Annotated in this window: 13 protein-coding genes and 5 pseudogenes; 9 read left to right on the top strand and 9 right to left on the bottom strand. The window is 68.8% G+C overall.

Translation table 11 applies throughout. The annotated features are described in order from the left end of the window. Positions 1-34: 34 nt before the first annotated feature. The 6 genes and pseudogenes from JS756_RS30605 to JS756_RS30580 all read left to right on the top strand — a co-directional run bounded on the left by JS756_RS30605 (position 35) and on the right by JS756_RS30580 (position 6307). Positions 35-433, top strand: a complete 399-nt coding sequence (locus JS756_RS30605; protein ID WP_205386508.1) for a PepSY domain-containing protein — start codon at positions 35-37, stop codon at positions 431-433. Between the two features lie 457 nt (positions 434-890). Continuing rightward, complete coding sequence (locus JS756_RS30600; protein ID WP_205386545.1) at positions 891-1625, top strand: response regulator transcription factor; 735 nt, start codon at positions 891-893, stop codon at positions 1623-1625. Further along, positions 1622-3067, top strand: a complete 1446-nt coding sequence (locus JS756_RS30595; protein WP_205386507.1) for a sensor histidine kinase — start codon at positions 1622-1624, stop codon at positions 3065-3067. The genes JS756_RS30600 and JS756_RS30595 overlap by 4 nt, the downstream gene beginning before the upstream one ends. A 186-nt stretch (positions 3068-3253) precedes the next feature. Then, a complete protein-coding gene (locus tag JS756_RS30590) occupies positions 3254-4516 on the top strand; it encodes a sensor histidine kinase (protein ID WP_307791244.1) in 1263 nt (420 codons plus the stop codon). After that, positions 4513-5168 (top strand): annotated as a pseudogene (locus tag JS756_RS30585) (response regulator transcription factor). The gene JS756_RS30590 and the pseudogene JS756_RS30585 overlap by 4 nt, the downstream one beginning before the upstream one ends. 335 nt (positions 5169-5503) lie before the next feature. Continuing rightward, positions 5504-6307, top strand: coding sequence for a hypothetical protein (locus JS756_RS30580; RefSeq protein ID WP_205386506.1), 804 nt, complete (start codon positions 5504-5506; stop codon positions 6305-6307). Positions 6308-6493: 186 nt separating this feature from the next. On the opposite strand, the gene JS756_RS30575 is transcribed toward JS756_RS30580, so the two are convergent. The 4 genes and pseudogenes from JS756_RS30575 to JS756_RS30565 all read right to left on the bottom strand — a co-directional run bounded on the left by JS756_RS30575 (position 6494) and on the right by JS756_RS30565 (position 10677). Then, a complete protein-coding gene (locus JS756_RS30575; protein ID WP_205386505.1) occupies positions 6494-6970 on the bottom strand; it encodes an SRPBCC family protein in 477 nt (158 codons plus the stop codon). A gap of 65 nt (positions 6971-7035) precedes the next feature. Next, entirely contained in the window at positions 7036-7872 is an 837-nt protein-coding gene (locus JS756_RS37910; RefSeq protein WP_307791245.1) for an RNA polymerase subunit sigma-70, read from the bottom strand. 3 nt (positions 7873-7875) lie between these two features. Further along, a pseudogene (locus JS756_RS37905) lies at positions 7876-7976 on the bottom strand (sigma factor); the annotation flags it as partial. 1504 nt (positions 7977-9480) lie between these two features. Next, complete coding sequence (locus JS756_RS30565; RefSeq protein WP_205386504.1) at positions 9481-10677, bottom strand: PP2C family protein-serine/threonine phosphatase; 1197 nt, start codon at positions 10675-10677, stop codon at positions 9481-9483. Between the two features lie 479 nt (positions 10678-11156). On the opposite strand from JS756_RS30565, the pseudogene JS756_RS30560 reads away from it, so the two are divergent. Next, positions 11157-12100: pseudogene (locus tag JS756_RS30560) on the top strand (IS256 family transposase); the annotation flags it as partial. On the opposite strand, the pseudogene JS756_RS30555 reads toward JS756_RS30560, so the two are convergent. The 4 genes and pseudogenes from JS756_RS30555 to JS756_RS37155 all read right to left on the bottom strand — a co-directional run. Then, positions 12099-13120: pseudogene (locus JS756_RS30555) on the bottom strand (IS110 family RNA-guided transposase); the annotation flags it as partial. The pseudogenes JS756_RS30560 and JS756_RS30555 overlap by 2 nt on opposite strands. A 58-nt stretch (positions 13121-13178) precedes the next feature. Next, positions 13179-13436 (bottom strand): annotated as a pseudogene (locus tag JS756_RS30550) (hypothetical protein); the annotation flags it as partial. A gap of 305 nt (positions 13437-13741) precedes the next feature. After that, a complete protein-coding gene (locus JS756_RS30545) occupies positions 13742-14365 on the bottom strand; it encodes a hypothetical protein (RefSeq protein WP_205386502.1) in 624 nt (207 codons plus the stop codon). Between the two features lie 179 nt (positions 14366-14544). Next, positions 14545-14988, bottom strand: a complete 444-nt coding sequence (locus tag JS756_RS37155; RefSeq protein WP_240204606.1) for a DUF6087 family protein — start codon at positions 14986-14988, stop codon at positions 14545-14547. Between the two features lie 351 nt (positions 14989-15339). Between JS756_RS37155 and JS756_RS37900 the strand changes: the two genes are divergently transcribed. Further along, entirely contained in the window at positions 15340-15450 is a 111-nt protein-coding gene (locus JS756_RS37900) for a hypothetical protein (protein ID WP_307791242.1), read from the top strand. A 61-nt stretch (positions 15451-15511) separates the two neighbouring features. Beyond that, the gene (locus tag JS756_RS30530; protein ID WP_205386501.1) at positions 15512-19726 is read left to right on the top strand and encodes an nSTAND1 domain-containing NTPase; all 4215 of its coding nucleotides are present in this window, start codon (positions 15512-15514) and stop codon (positions 19724-19726) included. A gap of 326 nt (positions 19727-20052) precedes the next feature. Here JS756_RS30530 and JS756_RS30525 read toward each other — a convergent pair whose 3' ends face one another. Beyond that, positions 20053-20664 carry a TetR/AcrR family transcriptional regulator gene (locus tag JS756_RS30525; RefSeq protein ID WP_205386500.1) on the bottom strand — a complete coding sequence of 204 codons (612 nt, stop codon included), beginning with the start codon at positions 20662-20664 and terminating at the stop codon, positions 20053-20055. Positions 20665-20737: the final 73 nt, after the last annotated feature.

Here is a 20737-nt window from a genome sequence, read left to right as displayed (position 1 = left end):
CCCGCAAGATTCCCCAGTGTCCGGAGGCCCCCCGATGCGTGCTCTGCCCCGCCGTGCCGTGCTTGCCGCTCCCGCTGCTGTGTTGATGTTCGCGCTGGTCGCCTGCGGCGGCTCCGACTCGAAGGCGGCGGACACCCCGGACACCCAGCGGCAGGCCCAGAGCACGGGCGGCGCCGAGGCGACCGGCGGTGACACCGACGACAAGACGGAGCCACCGCTGACCGGTGACATCAAGCAGAAGGCCGAGGCCGCCGCGCTCGCCGCGTACCCGGGCACGGTGGTCAAGTCCGAGGAGGACGCGGAGAAGCCCGGCATGTACGCGGTGGAGGTGAAGCAGTCGGACGGCACGACGATCGAGGTGTACATCGACAAGTCCTTCAAGGTCACCGACACCAAGAAGGAGGGTACCGAGGAGGCCGACGACGCCGGCTGACGGCCACGGCCTGAGCCGCTGGAAGGGAGAATCCGAGGCCATCCGAACCCCGGCGCGTCCGACTCGCCCGCAGACACGGCACAGACAGCGATCGTCGACACGGCGCCGAGTGCGACGGCGCCGGACGCCACGGCCAGCCCCACGTCGCCCAGTGGCAGCGCAGGTGCCGCCACTGCGCCCACGCAGACGAGCTCGCCGTCGGCTACCGGCTTGAGCAGGGCCCCGGCGAGGAACACGGGGGCAGGAGCAAGGACGCGAGGACGGCGACGACGCCGAGGACCGACTCCCCTGATCGGCGCCACCGCCGTCCCGCCGCCGTCCGGCCGACGCCGTCCTCCCGGTCACGTCGGCCGGGCAGCACATCCTGTCCTGCATCGTCCCGTTCGTCTTCTCCGGTCCCTGGTGGCTTCCCGTGAACCCCCCAACTCCCCTGGCACAGCTGTGCGAACCTGGCGCCATGCGGCTGCTGCTCATCGAAGACGACGACCGAATCGCCGGCCCCCTCACCGAGGGCCTGGGACGCTACGGGTTCACCGTGGACCACGTCCGCACCGGCACTGCCGGCCTCGCCGACACCACAACCGCGCCGGACCTGGTCCTGCTGGATCTCGGTCTACCCGACATGGACGGCCTGGACGTCTGCCGCAGCCTCAGGGCCCGCTCTGCCGTCCCCATCATCATGATCACCGCGCGGGGAGAGGAAGCCGACCGTATCGTCGGCCTGGAGCTCGGCGCCGACGACTACCTCGCCAAGCCCTTCGGTGTACGGGAACTGATCGCCCGTATCCGCGCAGTCGCCCGCCGCGCAGGAGCCCCCGCCTTCACGCCGACCGGGCCCGCGGAATCACCCGAACCACACCAGCCGGCCTCCGGAGCACAGGTGTTGGGGCCGCTGGCCCTCAACCGCCGCACCCGCGAGGTCCATCTGAACGGCCGGCACATCGCTCTGACCCCCAGGGAGTTCGACCTGCTCGCCTTCCTCGCGGACGATCCTGGGACAGTGCACTCCCGGCAGCAGATCATGGACACGGTCTGGGACCCGCACTTCTTCGGCCCCACCAAGACCCTCGACGCTCACGTGGCCGCCCTGCGCCGCAAGCTGGGCGACCCGGGATGGATCACCACTGCCCGCGGCGTCGGCTTCCGCCTCACCGTCCCCGGCGAACCCCCCGTCTCCGAGGCGGCCGGATGACCCGCCGTCTCCTCCTCAGCTACCTCGCCCTGGCCGTTCTCGTGCTGGCCGGACTGGAGATCCCGCTCGGCTACATCTACGCACGCGGCGAGACTTCCCGCGCCGCCCAGAGCGTGGAACGCGACGCCTCCATGCTCGCCGAGGTCACCGAGGAGAACATCGAAAAGGGCCGGCTCGATGCGCTGCCGGACGTGGTCGGTGACTACGCCACCCGCACCGGCGGCCACGTCGTCGTCACCGACAAACAGGGCATCGTCCTGGCCGACTCCGGTCCCGACGGCCGCACCGGTATCAGCCTCGCCGCCCAGCCGGACATCGCCCGCGCCCTGAACAACCAGCCCACCGTCACCACCACGGCCGACGGCGACGGCCGTGACGTGCTGTCCGCGACCATGCCCGGCTCCTCGGGCACCACGATCCGCGGCGCCCTGCGCCTGACCTATCCCCTGGACCAGGTCAGTACCCGGGTGCACCGCATCTGGGGCGCCCTGGCCCTGGCCGGAGCCTGCATCCTCACCGCGGTCGCGCTGGTCGCCTTCAGTCTGGCCCGCTGGATCACCCGCCCTCTGCGCACCCTGGAGGCCGCGACCACCCAGCTCGCCGACGGGCACCTGCCTCATCCACCCGACGCCACCACCGGACCGCCCGAACTGCGGAGTCTGGCCACGTCGTTCACTCACACCGCGACCCGGCTGCAGCATCTGCTCAAGGCCCAGCAGGCGTTCGCCTCCGAGGCCTCCCACCAGCTGAAAACCCCACTGACCGCACTACGGCTGCGGCTGGAGAACTTCGAGCCCTACCTCGACCCGCGTGCCCACGGCAGCCTGGAGGAAGCCGTCCACGAGGTCGAACGCCTCGGCCGCATGGTGCAAGGCCTGCTCGCCCTGGCCCGCCTGGAAAACAGCGCGACCACCCCCGAACCCGTCGATCTGGACGCTGTCCTTGCCGACCGGGTGGCGATGTGGGAGCCGCTGGCCGCCGAGCAGTACGTCGCCCTCGGCACCAGTGGCCCACCTGCCGGCCACGTGTGGGCGATCCCCGGCGCCCTCGAGCAGATCATCGACAACCTCCTCGCCAACGCCCTGCGCGTCTGCCCACCCAGCACCACCATCACCCTCCACCGCGCTCCCGGTACCGAACTCCACGTCGTTGACCAGGGCCCGGGCATGAGCGACGCCGACCGTGGGCGCGCCTTCGACCGGTTCTGGCGCTCCTCGGACTCCCACCACGACGGCACCGGCCTCGGTCTGCCCATCGTCCGTCACCTCGTCGACGCCTCCGGCGGCGCCATCACCCTCCACCCCGCCCCCGGCACCGGCCTCGACGCACGCATCTGGCTGCGCCCCGCCCCTGCGCGCCGGAGCGAAGTACCGGCGCGGGGCGAGGATTTCGGCTCGTGCCACACGCGCAGCCGCCGAACGCAGGCAGCCGGTCGCGGATGAGATTCGCGCTAGGACGCGGTCACGTCCCGAAGGGCGGAACCTCCTGCACGGTGAGGTCGTCGCGCAGCCGCAGGAAGCGCACAGGGCTCGCGGAGTTCTATGCCGAGAGCGACCAGGTGACTGCCGGTGGCTTCAGAGCGCGCGCCTCCGTCCCGGCCGGTTGCCGGCGGACCTATCGTGTGGAACGTGAGACGCAACGGCACTGCAGAACAGCCCGTGCCGCAATGGCTGCTGCCCGGCGCGTTCCTGGCCGGCGAAGACCAGGGCCAGGTCCGCAGGACCACGCGGGACTGGATGGTCGACGCGCTTACGTTCGGCGGCGCTACCCTGCTGGGCTTGGCGGTCTGCGGCTTCGTCCAGAAGTACGATCACCCCTCGGACTGGCTCCTGGCGGCGGACCTGCTGCTGGGGATGCTGGCTTGCCTGTCGCTGTGGTGGCGCCGGAGCCATCCGCTGACTGTGGCACTACTGGCCTTGCCGGCGGTGGCCGTATCCAGCAGTTTCTTCGGCGCGGGCATCGTGATCACCGTGAACCTTGCGCTGAGGCTGCCGTGGCGGCGCTCGCTGGCGGTGCTCGGTCTGTATCTGGTGGCGAGTGCGCTCGGCGGACTGCTCCTTGCAGGTTGGGAGACGGACGGGCTGGCCGGGGTGGCCTTCGCACTCGGGTACTACCTGGGTTCCTTCGCGTGGGGCAGTACCCTGCGGGCTCGACGGCTGTGGACACTGGCGGTACGGCGCGAAGCCGATCTGGAGCGCAAGGAGCATGTCCAGCGGCTGGCCGACATCCGCCGCGACGAACGTGAGGCCATCGCCCGCGAGATGCACGATGTCCTGGCCCACCGCATCTCGCTGCTGTCGGTCCATGCCGGCGCCCTGGCCTATCGGGCCGAGCAGTCCGCCGCCGGAACCGGACGGCACATGAGCGACACCGAGATCCTGCAGAGCTCACAGATCATCCGCGACAACGCACACCAGGCCGTGGACGAGTTGCAGGACGTACTGCTGGTGCTGCGCACCGAGGTCGGCGTCGGCGAACCGATGGCCCCGCAACCCTCCCTGGCCGACGTGCCGAAGCTGGTCGATGAGGCCCGAGCGGCAGGGCAGAAGGTGGACTTCCACAACGAGCTCGCCGGTCATGAAGCCAACCCGCCCCGCCCGCAGTCCGAGCGCACGGTGTACCGGGTGGTCCAGGAGGGCCTGACCAACGCGCGCAAGCATGCCCCGAGGGCCAAGGTGAGCGTACGGCTGAGCGGTGAACCGGGCTCGGGCCTGGTTGTGGAGATCAGCAACCGGATGCCCGCGACGTGGCCCAGACGTGAGATCCCGGGCACCGGAACCGGTCTGGCCGGACTGGCCGAGCGGGTGCGACTGGACGGCGGCCTGCTCGAATACGGCAGTGACGGCCAAGCCTTCACTCTGCAGGCCCAGCTACTCTGGCCCGTGAGATGACGAAGACGATCCGTGTCCTGCTGGTCGACGACGACCCGCTGGTGAGGGCCGGGCTGGCCCTGATGCTGAGCGGCACACCCGACATAGAGGTCGTCGGCGAGGTCGAAGATGGCGCAGACGTGGTCCAGGCCGTGCGGCGGCATGCGCCCGACGTCGTCCTCATGGACATCCGAATGCCGGGCATGGACGGGATCGCCGCGACCCGCACCGTGACCCACCGAGGCCGCGCTCCTCAGGTGATCATGCTGACCACCTTCGACGCCGACGGCCTCATCCTGGAAGCCATACGCGCCGGAGCCGCGGGCTACCTGCTCAAGCACACCCGGCCCGAGGAAATCGTCGAGGCGGTGCGCCGGGCCTCCTCGGTGAGCCGGCGCTCTCCCCAGCGGCGGCACGAGCGCTCATCGAACACGCAGCGGCGGGGGCCAACATCCGCACCGAACAGGCGCGGCACCGGCTCGCTGTGCTCTCCGGGCGGGAACGTCAGATCGCCGACGCGGTGGCCGAGGGGCTGTCCAATGCCGAGATCGGCCAGCGGCTTCACCTGTCCACCGGCACGGTCAAGGCCCACCTGTCCAGCGCCCTGACCAAACTCGACCTGGACAGCCGCCTTCAGCTGGCCCTGCTCGCCCACGACGCGCAAACCGAATAGCCGACACTCTGGCCAGGTGGCCCAACGCCTCTGGCCGGACGGCAGAAGCGACGGCCGAGGATCTGGACCTAGCGTCGAATGCATGAACGAAGTGCGCAAAACCCCGCACCGATGGCGCTCGGCCCTCACCCTGATCATGCTGGCCCCGCTGATCGGCGAGTTCCTCCTGGGCAACACGCCGATCAGCGACCTGGAAGCACTCTTCGTGTTCATTCCGCTGTACGGGTGCGGAGCCCTGCTCATCCGAGAGACCGCACGGCGCACCGGACGCGGCTGGCCGACGATGCTGCTGCTCGGCGCTGCCTACGCTGTTCGAGGAGGGGCCGGTCGACCAGATGCTCTGGAACCCCCGCTACGGCGGCCTCGACTTCGGCCTCGTCTACGCGGGCGCCCACCTGCCGCTGCTCGGCACCAGCGTGGCCCTCCTCCAGGACGTGATCTCGATGCACATGATCTGGAGCATCTGTGTGCCGATCGCGCTCGTCGAGGCTTTCAGCCGAGACACGCGGCGGCCATGGCTGGGACGGCTCGCTCTGAGCACGACCACACTGGTGTTCGTGGTGGGCTCGCTGGCCCTGGCCGCCCTGCAGTATGCCTACAACGACAGGTTCATGGCCTCGACGGGGCAGTGGACCACCGGTACGGTCCTGATCGTCGTCCTTGTGGTGGCGGCCTGCCTCGCCGGCCACACCCCACGGCCCCAGGCCCAGGCCGCCGTTCCCGGCCTGTGGTGGGCGGGATGTGTGGCTTTCGTCCTCACCAGCGCCTATTGGGTCAGCCAGGCGCTGCTGCGGGACCGCGTGCCGGACTGGATCTCGGCCCTCATCTGGCTGCTGCTGGCCGCCACGGCTCTGGTCCTGGCCATCCGCTCGTCGCGCAACCGCGGCTGGGGAGCGGGGCACAACACCGCGGTGGCCATCGGTGCACTGCTGACCTACGTCTGGGTGGGCTTCACCCACGCGGCAGACATGGGCGTCCCGGTCACTGTCGGCCTGGTCGGCAACGTGGTGTTCGGAGCAGGAGTGCTCGTTCTGGCCGTATCCGCCGTCCGCTCGGTCCGCCGGCATCGGGTCGCGGAGCTCCCGGCGGCGCGGGAGTCCGACGGCGCAGCACTGGCACCGAACGATGTTCCGAGCTGACAGGCGGCTCTCTGCGGACACTCGCACCTTGCGAAGAGTGAACCCGGTAGAGCTTCCCAGGACGCAACCCCACGTCGAACACCCCTGTGCCCAACGTGGCTACGCGTTGGGCACAGGGCGTTTGCTCGAACTCGTCCGTAGCACCCTCGCTCCCGACGAGTGCGAACGGCACGCGGACTCGATCGGTCAGGACCCGACCACCTTGGCGAGGTTGTCCATCTCGTTCGCCCGACCGGCGGCCAGCCGCCCGGTCCATTCCTCGTCGTGCATGGTGTCGGCCGTCATGGTCACATGCGTTCCACCGTCGGCGGTCGGACGCAGCTCGACTTCGGTGAGGAACTCGTACGGCTCGACGCCGGGGATGAAGTCGGCGAGCGTGGTGTAGGCCAGACGCCGGGTGGGCTCGATTTCGGTGAAGGTCTTGTGAGAAGTCGAGCTCAGCGGCAGGCCCGCGCTCTCCATGAACGCGACCTGCTCGCGGCCGGTCGCGGTCATCGCGTAGGTCAAGGTGCCGCCGACGCGCAGGTCCAGGGCGTCGACGTGCACGGTGAACCCCTCCGGCGCCCACCAGGCCTCGATACCGGCCTCGGTGGTCCACAGCTCCCAGATCTTCTCTGGTGAGGCGGCGTAGGTACGCTCGACCTGGAACTTCTGCGTGGTCATGATCTCTCCTGTTTTCCCGAATCGGTGACGACTTCGAAGAGTTGGACGTCGGCCGGAGGGGTCTGTCATCGGTGCCCGTCGGCGGCGTGTTCGACCGGCAGCCTGAGCGGTAGACCGAGCGCGGCGACCAGGTGGGCCTCGAACGTGGTGATCTCCACGATGCGTCCGGCCTCGATGCGCAGCACGTCGACCATCTGCGCCCGGTACACCGAGGTCCCCGGCCGTTGCACGTAGCCGGCGACGGCCGGCTGCCGGTTCGCACAGACCGGCAGGTGCCGCCAGCGACCGTAGTACCCCGGCGAGGTTGGGTCGAACACCCGTCCGAGATGCCGGAGCAGTGCGTCCCGGCCGGCGAACCACACCGGATTGGGTGGCATGGTCACCACCACGTCGGCGCTGAGCAGGTCGGCCATCATCGACACGTCCGCGCGTTCGGCCGCGACCATGTAGCGGCGCACGATGTCGTGCTCCTGTTGACCGCGTTTCCCGACTGCCCAGTCCATCCGCCGTCGAGGCAGCCGCTCACGCAGCGTCTGCCGGGCCCGCTGCAAGGCGCTGTTGGATGCGGCGACACTCATGTCCATCAGCGTCGCCACCTCCTCCGCGGAGCGGCCCAGCACGTCACGGAAGATCAACACCGCGCGCTGCCGGGGCGGGAGGTGCTGGAGCGCGGCGAGGAAGACCAGTTCCACGGTCTCCCGCGACTCGGTGGCGGTCTCCGGCTGCGCACCGTCGGCCGACAACTCGTCGAGCAGCCGGTCCGGATAGGGCTGCAACCAGGGAAGGCGGTCCGGCGGCTCGCCGATGCCGGACTCGATGCCGGGCACCGGCTCGTACCGCCGGGGACGGCGGCCGGTGCGGCGCAGGTGGTCGATGCAGGCGTTGGTGGCGATCCGGTACAACCAGGTCCGGGGCGTTGCTCGGCCCTCGAAACCGGATCGGTCGCGCCAGGCTTGAGCAGGGTCTCCTGCACCAGGTCCTCGGCGTCGTCGTAGGAGCCCACCATGCGGTAGCAGTGCAGGTGCAACCATGTGCGGTGGGGTTCGACGAGTGTGGCGAAGTCGACCTCGTCGTCGGAGTCCGGCGGCCGTTCCGCAGTATTCGTCACGGCGACCTGCGTGACGTTGTGGGCCAGCCGCCGCAGCTTGCGTACCGCCGCGGCCAGGGCCTCGGCGTCCGAGCGGAAAGCATGCGGAGGCTGCAGAGCCAGGGTCTTCACACGCTGCTCGATGTCCGCGAGGAGGTCGGCCGCCGGCTGGTCGATTGCGGTGCGTCGGTGGCGGTAGGCGCGTTGGCGGCAGGCCGCGGAGCAGTAGACGGGAGTCCGGCCACGGCCGCGATCCGGCAGCGGGGCGGCGCAGACCTGACGCTTCCGTCCCCTCATGGGCGGCTCCAGTCATTCGTCACGGAGGCGAGGCGTTACGAAAGAGCTTAGGGCGTCACAACCCGTTTCCCATTCGATCGACGTCGAGAACGATCGAGCACATCAGACCCGAGGTTCCCAGGGATTGTCGGCAGCCGCGTACGGCGACGCTGCGGACCTGTCGTCCCGTGATCGCCGGTGGTGGATCACGGTCGGGTGACACGTTCCCCACGATCTGTCCCATGCGGAGTGGGAGTTCGTCCGGCCGCCGCTGCCCGAGCCGTTGCGGGTGTGTAAGAGCTTGGACCACCGGAACGTCCTCAACGGGATCGAGCGGAAGGTCCGTACCCGGGCGACCTGGGCGGGATGTGCACCCGAGCGGTACGGACCGTGGGCCATGCTCCATACCCCCCGTTTCGCCGGTGGGCCGAGAACGGCATGTTCAAGCGGATGCCCCAGACGGCGCAGACCCAGGCGGACGCGGCGGGAGACATCCACTGGCTGGAGTCGGTCGACTCCACGATCGTGCGGGCCCACCATCCACCAAGTCACCGGAGCCCGAAAGGTGGCATCGCACAGTCGGCTGCCCCCTCACACCCGTGGTCACCGGCAGTGACACCGACGACTGCACTCAGTTCCCCTCACAGTGAGCGGGGCGATCCCGGTGCCCCGCATCGGCCCCGGCCGGCCGCCGGGCACGTCTACGTCATCGGTGACGAGGGCGACAGCTCGAAGGCGAGTCGCACCTGGCTCCGCCTACGGGGCATCCCGCACACGATCCCCGAGCTGGCCGCCCCGATCCGCAACCGCCTCCGGAGCGGCAGCCGGGGCCCCGGCCTTCGACTAGCAGCGAGACAAGGGCGCAGGGCAGTTGCACGCTCGTCGCGGTGGCCGGGACCAGTGTCCAGGTGCCGGCCGGGACATCGGGGGAGAACAGGGTGCTGGTGCATCGGTGACGGCGCCGCGTCTGGGTGATGCGCTGGATCTCGTCCACCGGGCGGGGCGGCGAGGCAGCGCACGGACAGATGCTGCACGACGGGCGGGCCGGGCGGCAGGCCGCCGAGCCCCCTTGCGAGGGTCTGGTGGCGTCGGATGGCGCGGTCGGAGCGGAACTGGAAATGACCACCTGCGGGAGCGCGGAGTGTCCTCAGCGGGCCAGGCGGTGACGGTCGGCCGGATGCAGACGGGGCAGATTCGCCGGTTGGGAGATGGGGGATGGTCGGCGCAGATGGCGCGGGGCTGTGCGTTCGATGACCAGGAAGGCGGCGTCGTCGCTGAGTTGCTCGCTGGTGTGCTCGAGCAGGTCGCGGTGAATGTGGTGCAGCAGGGCGTCAGGGCTCGAGGCGGGAAAGGCGGCGAGGCGCTCGACGAGCGGGTAGAAGGCCCCCGTCGGTGAGCGGGCTTCGATCACGCCGTCGGTGTAGAGCAGTAGCATGTCGCCCGCTTCCAGGGTGAAGTGGTCGGAGCGGTCGTTCCGCACCCAGAGGCCACACAGACCCAGCGGGGGTGCGGGACGCAGGGAGTTCAGGACGGTCACCTGGCCGCCACGGATCAACAGGGGCGGCGGATGGCCGCAGTTGAGCATCTCGGCCTGCAGGCCCTGGTCGTGAATGTCGAGCATGACGGCGGTGATGAAATGCTCGCCGGCGTCGTGCGCGGTATCGGCGCCATCCTCCAGGTTCCGGCAGACGCTCTCTTCGACGGCGGTGACGAGTTCGGGCAAGGAGTCGTACCGTGGTGCGCCCTCACGGAACGCGCCCATCACCACCGATGCCTCGCCGATGGAGGCCAGCCCGTGGCCTCGGACGTCTCCGATGAGTACCCGGGTGCAGGCGTGATCGGTGCGGGCGACCGCCAACAGGTCACCCCCGATCTGGGCCTCGTCCTCGGCGGCCAGATACAGCCAAGCCACCCGCAGGGGTCCGACCCTGCGGGGTGGAGGCCGCAGCAGGGTCCGCTGTGCCGTCTCGGCCACCGACCGTACCCGGTTCAGCTGCGAGGCATGCCGCTCCCGCACGTAGCAGATGAAGACCACCAGAGCCGACAGCACGGCCAAGGCGATGAGCTGCGCCACGTGATTGGTCGTGGTGAGTCCACCGTGAAATATGGAGATGAACAGCAGGGCAGCCTGCGCCAGAGCCCCGACCAGCGCGGTCAGTCTCGGTCCGGCGAAGGAGGCGGTCAACGCCGGCGCGATGACCAGCAACGGCCCCAGATGAACACTGGTTCCGATACCGATGTCCGCCACAGTGATGACCACGATCAGTGCGAGCGCGATCACGAGCAGCCCACGCCCCGTGCGCTGCTCCGACAGACGGCCTTTCGACACACCTCGTGCACCCATATGCCCTTTCTACGCCCTCTCCGGTCGCGCATCCTCCCCGCGTCATTTCCTGTCGAGTCGGCACGGTTCGTGGCGCTGGATGAGAGCGCGGACGGTGAGTACTCGCCCGTGTGCCGCTGGGCACTGTCCCAGGTCAGTGACGGGCCATGCTCGAGGCGGTGCTTCGAAGAGGCTGATCCACCGGGCTGAAGATCGGCGGGTGGCCATTGGCGTCCGACCTGAAGGTATATGTAGTCGACTGCAACACCATTCCCCTCACCCCTACTCACCGGGCGTACGTCGAAACCGGCCAACAGATCAACATCCACGAGGACCGGACCGTGGCCGGCACCGCAATCGTGCTGGGAGGTGCGCTTCCCCACCCCCGCCTTGCCCACGAGGCAGAGGGACCGACTGTCCCGACCTCGCGCTGGTGCAGATCTCTCCGTACTTGCTTGAGCACTCACAGGAATGCGTCGACGCATGGGCACGGGCGTCTGCGGGTGGTGCTCACCACGCTGGCCGGCGACCTGGACCTGGCCATCCCCAAGGTCCGCACCGGCAACTGCTTCCCCTCGCTGCTGGAACGCCGACGCCGTCTCGACCAATACCTCTACGCCGTCATCATGGAGGCATACGTGCACGGTGTCTCCACCCGCAGCGTGGACGACCTGGTCGAAGCCCTCGGCGGGGACAGCGGGACCTCCAGGTCGGAGGTCTCACAGATGTGCGCGGCTTTGGACGAGCCGTTGGCCGCGTTCCGCACCCGCCCGCTGGACCACCTCCGCGTCCCCTACGTCTATCTGGACGCGACCTACTGCACGGGGAGGGTGAGCCACCAGATCGTCTCGCGGGCCGTCGTGGTCGCCACCGGCATCACCGAGGACGGCAACTGCGAGGTCCTGGGCCTGATGGTCGGCGACAGCGAGAGCGAGACGTTCTGGAAGGAGTTCCTGCGCTCCCTGCGTGAACGCGGCCTGTCCGGGGTCCGCCTGGTCGTCACCGACCAGCACTCGGGCCTGGTCGCTGCGGTCCGCAAGGTCATGCTCGGCGCCGTCTGGCGGCGTTGTCGTCCATTTTCTGCGCAACGTCTTCAGCGTGATCGACCGGGACTCCGGCGAGATGGTCTCCGCGACGATCCGCACGGTCTTCACCCAGCCCACCGTCGGCCTCGCGCGCACCCAGCTGGACACCGTCGCCGACATGCTCGGCCACCCAGTTCCCCAAGGTCAAGACAATGCTGCTGGAGGCGAAGGAGGACCTGACCGCGTGCGCGGACTTCCCGCCCCGGCACTGGAAGAAGTTCCAGTCCACGAACCGGCTGGAGCGGATCAACCGGGAGATCAAACGCAGGACCGGCGTCGTCCAGGTCTTCCCCAACGACGACGCCCCGCTGCGGCTGGTCACCGCCGTGCTCGTCGAGATGCTTCCCGATCTGGAAGTCAAGCGGTGTAGGTCACTGGTGGCGTGACGGTGTAGCACCGTCGGTCACGGATCAGGCCCACAGGACGTTGACACGGCGACGGGCCAGCGCGAGGACAGCCTGGATGTGGCGCTTGCCCTCGGCTCTCTTCCTGTCGTAGAAGCGACGCGAGTTGGGGTCGCAGCGGATGCTGACCAGCGCGGATTGGTAGAAAGCGCGTTGCATGCGTCGGTGGTATCGCTTGGGGCGGTGGAGGTTACCGTTGACCTGCCCGGAGTCTCGTGGCGCGGGCGCCACTCCGGCGAAGGCGGCGAGCCGGTCCGGGGTGGGGAACGCATCCATGCTGCCGCCGGTGGCGGCGAGGAGTTCGGCGCCCAGGATGGCGCCGATGCCGGGCATGGAGGTGATCACCTCGGCGAGCTCGTGCTCGCGAAACCGGGCCTCGATGAGCTTGTCGACCTCGGTGATCTTCTCGTTGAGGGTCAGCACATCCTGCGCCAGCGTGTGCACCATCTCGGAGATCGCCTTCTCACCGGCAACGGCTGTGTGCTGGCGCTCTGCGGCCTCGACGGCCTTGGTCGCAAGGACGTCCGGGCGGTAGACCTTGCGGTTGCGCAGCCAGGTCGTCAGGCGCCGTTGGCCCGTGCGGCGAATCCCTGCCGGGCTCTGATGTTCCGTCAGTAGGACCAAGGAGCCGACTCTGCCCAAGTCCAGGGCTCGTTCCAGAGCCGGGAACATGCTGTTCAACAGCGACTTGAGTCGGTTGAGCGCGCGAGTTCGGTCTTCGACCAGGTCGGAACGGCGCTCGGTCAGCAACCGCAGTTCGATGGCTGCCTCGTCACCGGGGCGAATCGGTTGCAGGTCCCGGCGCATCCGGGCTTGGTCGGCGATGACCTTCGCATCCCGGGCGTCGGTCTTGCCCTCGCCGCGGTAGCTGTCGGTGGCGCGGTTCACTGCGATGCCGGGGATGTAGACGAGTTCCTGACCGTGGGCGATCAATAGCTCGATGAAGAGGGCGGGTTCGCCTCCCGTCATGTCCATCCCCGAAGGCAGCATGGACGAGCTCTACGCCGAGCCCCCCCCCGAAAGCGCCCCCGCACTACCCAGTACCCCGAACAACTGGAGATTTCGCTTCGGGGTGACGTCGTGGCAGCGTCCAGGTGAGGCCGGTCTCGGCGATGAAGCCGTCGAAGAGGCCGGGCCGGTACTGCATCTTCTTCAGCCGGGTGCGGGTGAAGGCCGCCAGGGCGTCGACGGTGCGGGCCGCAAGGCTGCCCAGGTCGTTCTTCAAGTTCGCCCACACACCTTCGGCCAGGTTCAGGTCCGGCGCGTAGGCCGGCAGGCGGAAGACGGTCAGTCACTGCTCCCGGGCGGCCCCGGGCCCGCTCCACCGCGGTCGGGCCACCCCATCGGTACAGCTCATGCCACCGGAATACGCTCGTCCGCTGAAGCCACGTCACCCCGAAACGCAAACCTCAGAAGCGCGCCAGTTGATTGCTTACACCACGACGAGGGACACGACCCTGTAATGGGGTGTGCACCCCGTCAATGGCGCCTCAGAACATATTCCTTTCCCCCTGTCCACTGGAATTGGCCCACCGGAGTGAATGTAGTGCGCGGTCAGTAATTCAGCCGAAGTGACGGGTACGCTGTTTCGTGAAATCACCCTGCGGGGTGTGTCGTCCAGGGAGGAAAGGTGATGGCAATGGTGTCGACCATCCTCGGCCAGATCCCGGAAATCGTGACCGCCATCGTCAACGGCATTATCGGGTTGCTCTGAACCCGGTAATGCCGCACGGCCGTTGCAGTGGGGGCGCCATTCCGGCGCCCCCACTGCGGTTCCCTCAGGTCCGGGGGCTGCGTCCAGGGAAGTGGTGTAATGGTTCGACCTGATCCGGGGGTCTGCTCGGGCATCGGGATGGTGCCCGCATAGACGAACGGCCACCGGCTGATCTTCGAAGTGTCGAAGTCTCGTAAGGAGATCAGCACGACGACCGCACCCGACTGTCTGCCCCTGCACACCCTCGCCGAGGAGAACCTCGCGTCCGAGCCATCCGAGGCGAACTCGACCGGACCGCACTGCCAGGCCTTGGCCTCCTTCTCCCGCCACACGCACACCGTCGCATCGAAGAGCCCGTCGAACTGGAACTCCGGCGCCGTCGGGAAATACGCGAGCGACGCGGGTAGACCGTCGAGAAGGCTGGACTGCGCTTCGCCGGGCCATAGGACGGTGAGAAGGGTCGACAGGAGGGCAACGACCGTCCCTACGGCGACGCCGACCAGCACTCGGCGCCGTGTGCTACTGGGTGCCCCGGCACCGGGCGGCGTTGGTCGCATGGGCGGCATGGGCGGAGGCGTGGGTGGCGCAGGGGATACGGGCGAAACCGTCGGCGGTCTGCCTCCGACACCCCCCTGGACTTCCTAACCCCGTTTCTCCCTGGGGCCCTTGACCAGCCGATTCCGCTTCAGGCCTCGATTCCGATCCCACGGGCGGGGGGATCGACGGGAGCGGGGCACACGCCCCGGGCGTGGTCGTCGCGTACCTGGGCGCGGGTGCGGTCGCTTCCGGGGCCGATCAGGTGACGTGGACCGAGGTGTGGCCGGGGTCGCGCAACCCAGTTCTGGGCGGCGGCGAGGCTCGGTGCCGTGCCGATCACCTGGTAGGTGAAGGCGTCCCACTCCTCCAGGACCCGTGGTCCGTCGGGCCGCAGGTGGCTGGCGCCGCCGTGCACCGGACGGTGACAACGGTAGACGTCCATCGGCGGCCGGCACCGCTTGCGGTACGGGGCGAGCGGGTCGTCGGCGTCCACGCGCGGGACGGCTGGTTCGGGGTTCGGGTCGGCGATGCTTGCCGATGCGCTCGTTGCTTTCAGGCCGCGGTCGTCCTTCTGACCCACGAACCAGGTCACGGAATCGCCTGATCCGAATGTGGCGGTCTCTGAGGAAGCAGAGAGACGAGCGGCCGACGGGAGACGTTTCCCGGTTAAATGGATCAGATCCGAGGTGGAGGTCCCAAGGAGGTAGGACAGTGCCCGCTCTTGCCCGGATGCCGCTGGAAGGCGGCGGGGCGATTCTGCTGGAAGAAGTGGAAGGCGCACCGCAGTGCGACGGACCGGTGGTAGCGGGGCGAGTCGGCGACGCGGTGCGCGAACTGCCCCGGACCCTGCACGAGTCGCTGGTCCCCGTACGCGAGACGGCACGGGCAGTGCAGGACCCGCTGAGGCAGGCGGGGGCCCCGGGGGGTGGAGGTGGAGTTCGGCGTGAACCTGTCGGCGAAGGCCGGTGCGGTCATCACGGCCGGGGAGGCGGCCCTCCACCTCAAGGTCCGCATGATGTGGGAGCGCGGTGACTCCGGGCAGGATGCACCGTGAAGAAGCGGGGGGCGATTCGGCGCCGGGCCGAAGCGGCCGCCTGATGACCTCCCGGGGGGACGTGAACAGCCTTGCCGGCTCAGGTGAACCAGCCGTCCACAGCGGTGTCTTCCAGGTTCTCGCGCCGGACGGCGGCATCGCCGGGGCGGGCTTCCTGACCGAGGACAGGACTGGCTTCACCTGCGCGCATGTCGTCGATGCCGCGAGGCAGCACCCCGGAGGGCAGGTGGAGGTGCTCTTTCCCCGCCTGCCGGACACACCGCGGGTCATGGCGGCGGTGGTCGCCGAGCAATGGCGGGCGCCGGAGGCACAGGACGTCGCCGTCCTCCGCCTCCAGTCAGTGCCGTCCGGGGCCCAGGGCATGCCCGTGGGCGCGAGCGCGGGTTCCCGCGGACACCGGGTCTTCTCGTACGGATTTCCCTCCCAGGCGCCGCCGGGCGGCCGCTTCGGGTACGGAGAGGCAGGCGGCCTGCTGCCCGGGGGCCGTGCCACGGGACGGCTGCTCCAGCTGACGAAGGCCAACGACCTCACCACCGGATTCAGCGGCGGACCGGTCGTGGACGAGTTGACCGGGCTGACGATCGGCATGGTCACCTCCATCGCCTCCCCTGACCAGTATCTGAAAGGGCTCGGCACCGCCTACGCCACCCCGGCCGGGGTACTGCGGGACATCCGGCCCGAGTTGACCGAGGACACGGCATGTCCGTATCTGGGGCTGGAGCCGTTCACCGACAAGCAGGCCGATTGGTTCCACGGCCGCGAGGTCGCAGTGGAGCGCGTACTTGCGACGCTGAGGGGAAACCGGCTGCTGATGCTGCTCGGCCCCTCAGGGGCGGGAAAGTCCTCACTGGTCAACGCGGGCGTGCTGCCCGCCCTGGCCAAGGGGGACATTCCAGGCAGCGACCGCTGGCTGGCCCTGCGTGCCCACCCCGGCCAGGACCTCCTCACCGAGCTGGAGGACTCCGGACTGCCCGGCACGGTGGCCGATGGCCTGGCGAGCGCGGCGCGGGCCCGCCTCGACGGCGAGCCGGACCACGACCATCTGCTCCTGGTCATAGACCAGTTCGAGGAACTCCTCACCCAGCCGGCCGGCTCTTCGCAGACACACTCCGAGGGCCGGCGTCTGCGAGCCATCGACCAGCTCGTGGAGCTGATCAGGTCCCATACCGCCGTGACCGTGCTCCTGGTCATGCGCAATGACTTCTACGCTCCCCTCAGCACCCTCGCCCCCCACCTGATGGATGTTGCCCTGCCCGGACTGTGCAACGTCCCCGAGACGCTGAACCGCCGCGACCTGCAAGAGATCATCACGCGGCCTGCCGCCGCCGTCGGTCTGCCTCTCGCGCCCGACCTCGCTGACCGGATCGTCGACGACATCCTGGACATCGACCCGGTGGCACGGCAGGCGCCGGTCACGCTGCTCCCACCTCTGCAACTGACTTTGCGTCAGCTGTGGCTGCGTCGCGACAACGACGGCCGCCTCACCCACGAGGCCTACGAGCAGATGGGCAAGGTCCCGGGCAGCCTTTCGCACTTGTGCAACCACGCCCTCGGTCAACTGCCCGCGGACCAACAGCCCACCGCCCGCCGGATCCTCACCGCACTGGTGCGGCCCGCCGACGAGGCCGGCGGCATCCCTGCCACCCGCCGGCGAGTCCCCTTCATACGCTTGCGCGCCCTGGCCGCCGACCCGAGAGGCCCCGGCTCCGACACCGACGGCGCCTTCGACGAGGCCATCGCGGCGCTCACCCGCTACCGCATCATCACCACCGATGGTGCCACCACAGCCGTCGGCGAGCCCCCCGGGGAGCCGGCGGCGGAACTCATCCACGACGCGCTGATTCGCGGCTGGGCCGACCTGCGTGACTGGGTGGCCGAGGACCGGCAGTTCCACGTCTGGCTGCAGCGCGCCACCGACCAGCAGGCCAGCCATGCGCAGAGCGGGCTTCCCGGAGACCTGCTGAACGGCTCCCTCCTCGCGGAGGGAGAGGAATGGGCGGATCAGCGACCGCTCCCGGAGGAAATCACCGTGCTGCTGGAGACCAGCCGGCAGCATCAGCGCTCACAGTTGCGCCGCACCAAACGCATCAACGTCTTCCTCACCGCTGCACTGGCCCTCGCCCTGATCGCCGCCGGCGTCGCCCTCCAACAGCGACAGACCGTCGTCGGTCAGCGCGACCGCGCGGCCTCCGCGCAGGTGGCCGGCACCGCCGAGTCGCTCCGCCGCACCGACCCCCAGCTCGCCCGCCGACTGGCGGTGGCCTCCGCCCGCCTCGGCGATACCCCCGAGTCGCTGTCCGCACTGTTCACTCTGAGCAACCAGCAGGAAGACGAGGTCCTCAGGCTTCCCGGCTACGTCGTGTCGACCTCCGCCCTCGACGAGACCGGGCACACCCTCATCGCCGCCGGTGACACCCGCGTCGGGATCTGGAACGTCGATACCCGCCGACAAACCGGCCACTACAACGCCCGGTCCAAGGTTCGCTACGTCACGCTGTCCGCCGACGGCAGGACGGCCGCCGTGAGCACCGAGGACGGCAAGACCCGCCTGCTCGATGCCACCAACGCGCGCCCCCTCGGCACGCACACCTACCCCAGCGGCAGAGACGTGCACCAGCCGAGAGTGGCGCTCAGCCCTCACGGCACCTATCTGCGGACCGAGGGAGTCGACGCCGACACGGAGCCCACCATGGCGATCTGGGACACCCGCACGGCCAAGAAGATCATCACCACGACCGGAGGCAGCTTTCCCGTCTGGAACACCTCGTTCTCACCGGACGAACGCACACTCTCCCTCCCTTACCCCAACGGCAAGGGGCAGCCGTTCACTTGGTACGACACCCGGACGAAGAAGAAGATCCCCGTTCCCGACCTCAAGCTGAGCACCAAGGATTTTCCCGGCCCAGTCGTCTTCAGCCCGGACGGCAAACTGGTCGCCCTGAGCGTAAAGGGCGAGAAGGTCCGCGTGTACCACCGTGCAGAGGGCTTCTGGGAAACAGAGCTCACCGGGGGCGACGACCCCGCGCTGTATCCCCTCCGCTTCAGCCGGGACAGCCGGTACCTCGCCCAAGGCGGTGTCATCTGGGAAACGGCCTTCCTGGGCCAGACGAAGCCCCTCATGCACTACTCGACCACCGACAGCGAGTGCTTCAGTGACAACGGCACGCTCTTCACAGCCGACGACTCCGAGCTGCGATGCGTCGGAATCGACGGTGCCGTCCGTTCACTCGACATCACCACAGTCACCAAAGCGCCCAAGGGCACAGGCAAGTTCTACACGGAGGGCGCGGTCAGCGCCGACCGGCGCACCCTTGCGCTCCTCAACAGCAGCAACATCGAGATCTGGTCCCCACTGACACACACCAAACGGGCCACCATCCCCAGTCCAGGCCCGACGGCGGGCAACCCCACCCTCAGCCCCGACGGACGCCTCCTCGCCGTCCAGAGCAGCATCCCCGAAGTCGAGATCTGGGACTTGGCCGAGAAGAAAAAGCTCGGCACTCTCTCCACTCCCCTCGACTGGAAACAGCGCAGCGGGGCGATGCAGGAATTCGCCTTCTCACCCGACAACCGGTCGTTCGCTGCGCAGGTGGTGATGCCCGACGGGACCAACACGCTCAGGTTCTGGGACCTGACCACAATGCACCGGATCCGGGACATACGCGCGAAGCTCGGTTACGACGGCAACGGATCAGCTGTCCTCTTCGACCCCAGCGGCACGTCCGTGATCGCCGCGCCCAACTTCGGGCGGGTCGCGTTCCCGTCCGGCCGCATCATAACCAAGAGCGCCGGGAACCTGCAGATGAACGCCATCAGCGACGACGGCTCAACGGTCTACTCCTATCCGCAGGGATTCCAGCCGTACCTCAGGACCTTGGACGCCCAAACCCTGCTGCCCACAGGGGAAGACCTGCGCACCGGGGCGGTGTCCACCCAGTTCGGCCATACCGTCGCCGTCTCGCCCGACGGCAGCTTGTTCGCCACGGTGCACAAGGACCCGGGCGAGCAGGCACAGATCATGGTGTGGGACAGCCGCACCCACAGTCAGCTCGGCCCTCCGTTCACGGGCACCCGGGACCCCTTCGGCTCGGTCGTCGCGGTCACCTTCGCACCCGACGGTTCGACGCTGACCAGCGTGGACCAGGACGGCAGATTCCTCACACACGCCGCAACGCCTGCGAAGTTGATCCGGAAACTCTGTACCAAGAGCGGTTCCCTCACCGAGCAGGAATGGAAAGCCCACATCCCCGACGTCCCCTACCGCAGGACCTGCTGACTGGACAAACAGGGCCCCCAGGGCTCGGCGGCCAGCGTCGCAGTCCCGGCCCAAGGTGAGCAGCTGCATGTGCTGCCTTTGTGCCGAAGCGCGGTAGCTGTACCCAGGAAGGCGGTCAAGGGTGAACGCGGCGGGGGCTGCCGGACGTCATCCACGGCGCCCGTCCCACTCACAGCGGCCTTCCCGGCCTCGGTGTCACTCGTCACGTCAGCCGCCAACTGTCGCTTCCAGTGCGGGAGTCACACCACTCACCGTACAGATCCCTTGCTCGGGCAAAGAGCCGTCTGTGAGAGGCGCTGCTGATCAAGGGCTGGTCCGATCGTTGATCACTCCTCGGTGGTCAGTCCTTGCAGTGGGTCGGAGGTCAGGACTCTGGTGGCGAAGTTCGCCAAGTGTGCCCGCATACTTTCGCGTGGCATGCGTTCCTCTTCGGCCAGGTGTTCGATGAGGTCGGCTCGTGTGGCGGCGAGCAGGGCGTGGGCGGTGAAGTCGCTGTCGGTCGGGCCGGGGATCTGCTCCAGTACGGCTCGGAGCAGGCTGTGCCACCGCTCGTAGTGTTCCGCCCGGTACGGGCTGCTGCTCCCGCCTTCCTCCAGGGCCAGCGCGAGGCGCCGGTTGTCGAGTTTGAAGCACAGGACGGCATCCAGCAGGGCGGGTACGCGATCGTGCGGTGGGGCCGCGGGTCCCAGGGGTGGTGGGCCGCTCTCGACGGCCTGCCTGATCGGTTCGAGCCGTGCCTCGTACAGCGCGCGGAGCAGCCCGGCGCGGTCGCCGAAGGCCCGGAAGAGCGTGCCCTTGCCGACGCCGGCCGCAGCCGCGACGTCGGCCATGGTGACGTCCTCGGGACTCTCACGGCGAGTGAAGAGGGCATCGGCGGCCGCGAGCACGGCCTCCCGGTTGCGGATGGCGTCCTTGCGAGACGACTGGCGTTCGGGCATGCCGCTCCTTCCCTTTGCAAAACGGACCCGTGGTCCATATCGTTGAAGCGGACCCAGGGTCCGGATTCTGTGA

Origin of the sequence: Streptomyces actuosus (assembly GCF_016921115.1) — a bacterium.
Taxonomy (GTDB): Bacteria; Actinomycetota; Actinomycetes; order Streptomycetales; family Streptomycetaceae; genus Streptomyces; species Streptomyces actuosus_A.
The sequence above is the reverse complement of the archived record's forward strand: the minus strand, read 5'-3'. Positions and strand labels throughout refer to the sequence as shown.

Coding starts and splice junctions, on each gene's coding strand:
- JS756_RS30605 (WP_205386508.1), top strand. CDS start 35: ATGCGTGCTCTGCCCCGCCGTGCCGTGCTTGCCGCTCCCGCTGCTGTG.
- JS756_RS30600 (WP_205386545.1), top strand. CDS start 891: ATGCGGCTGCTGCTCATCGAAGACGACGACCGAATCGCCGGCCCCCTC.
- JS756_RS30595 (WP_205386507.1), top strand. CDS start 1,622: ATGACCCGCCGTCTCCTCCTCAGCTACCTCGCCCTGGCCGTTCTCGTG.
- JS756_RS30580 (WP_205386506.1), top strand. CDS start 5,504: ATGCTCTGGAACCCCCGCTACGGCGGCCTCGACTTCGGCCTCGTCTAC.
- JS756_RS30575 (WP_205386505.1), bottom strand. CDS start 6,970: ATGACCACGCAGAAGTTCCAGGTCGAGCGTACCTACGCCGCCTCACCA.
- JS756_RS30565 (WP_205386504.1), bottom strand. CDS start 10,677: ATGGGTGCACGAGGTGTGTCGAAAGGCCGTCTGTCGGAGCAGCGCACG.
- JS756_RS30525 (WP_205386500.1), bottom strand. CDS start 20,664: ATGCCCGAACGCCAGTCGTCTCGCAAGGACGCCATCCGCAACCGGGAG.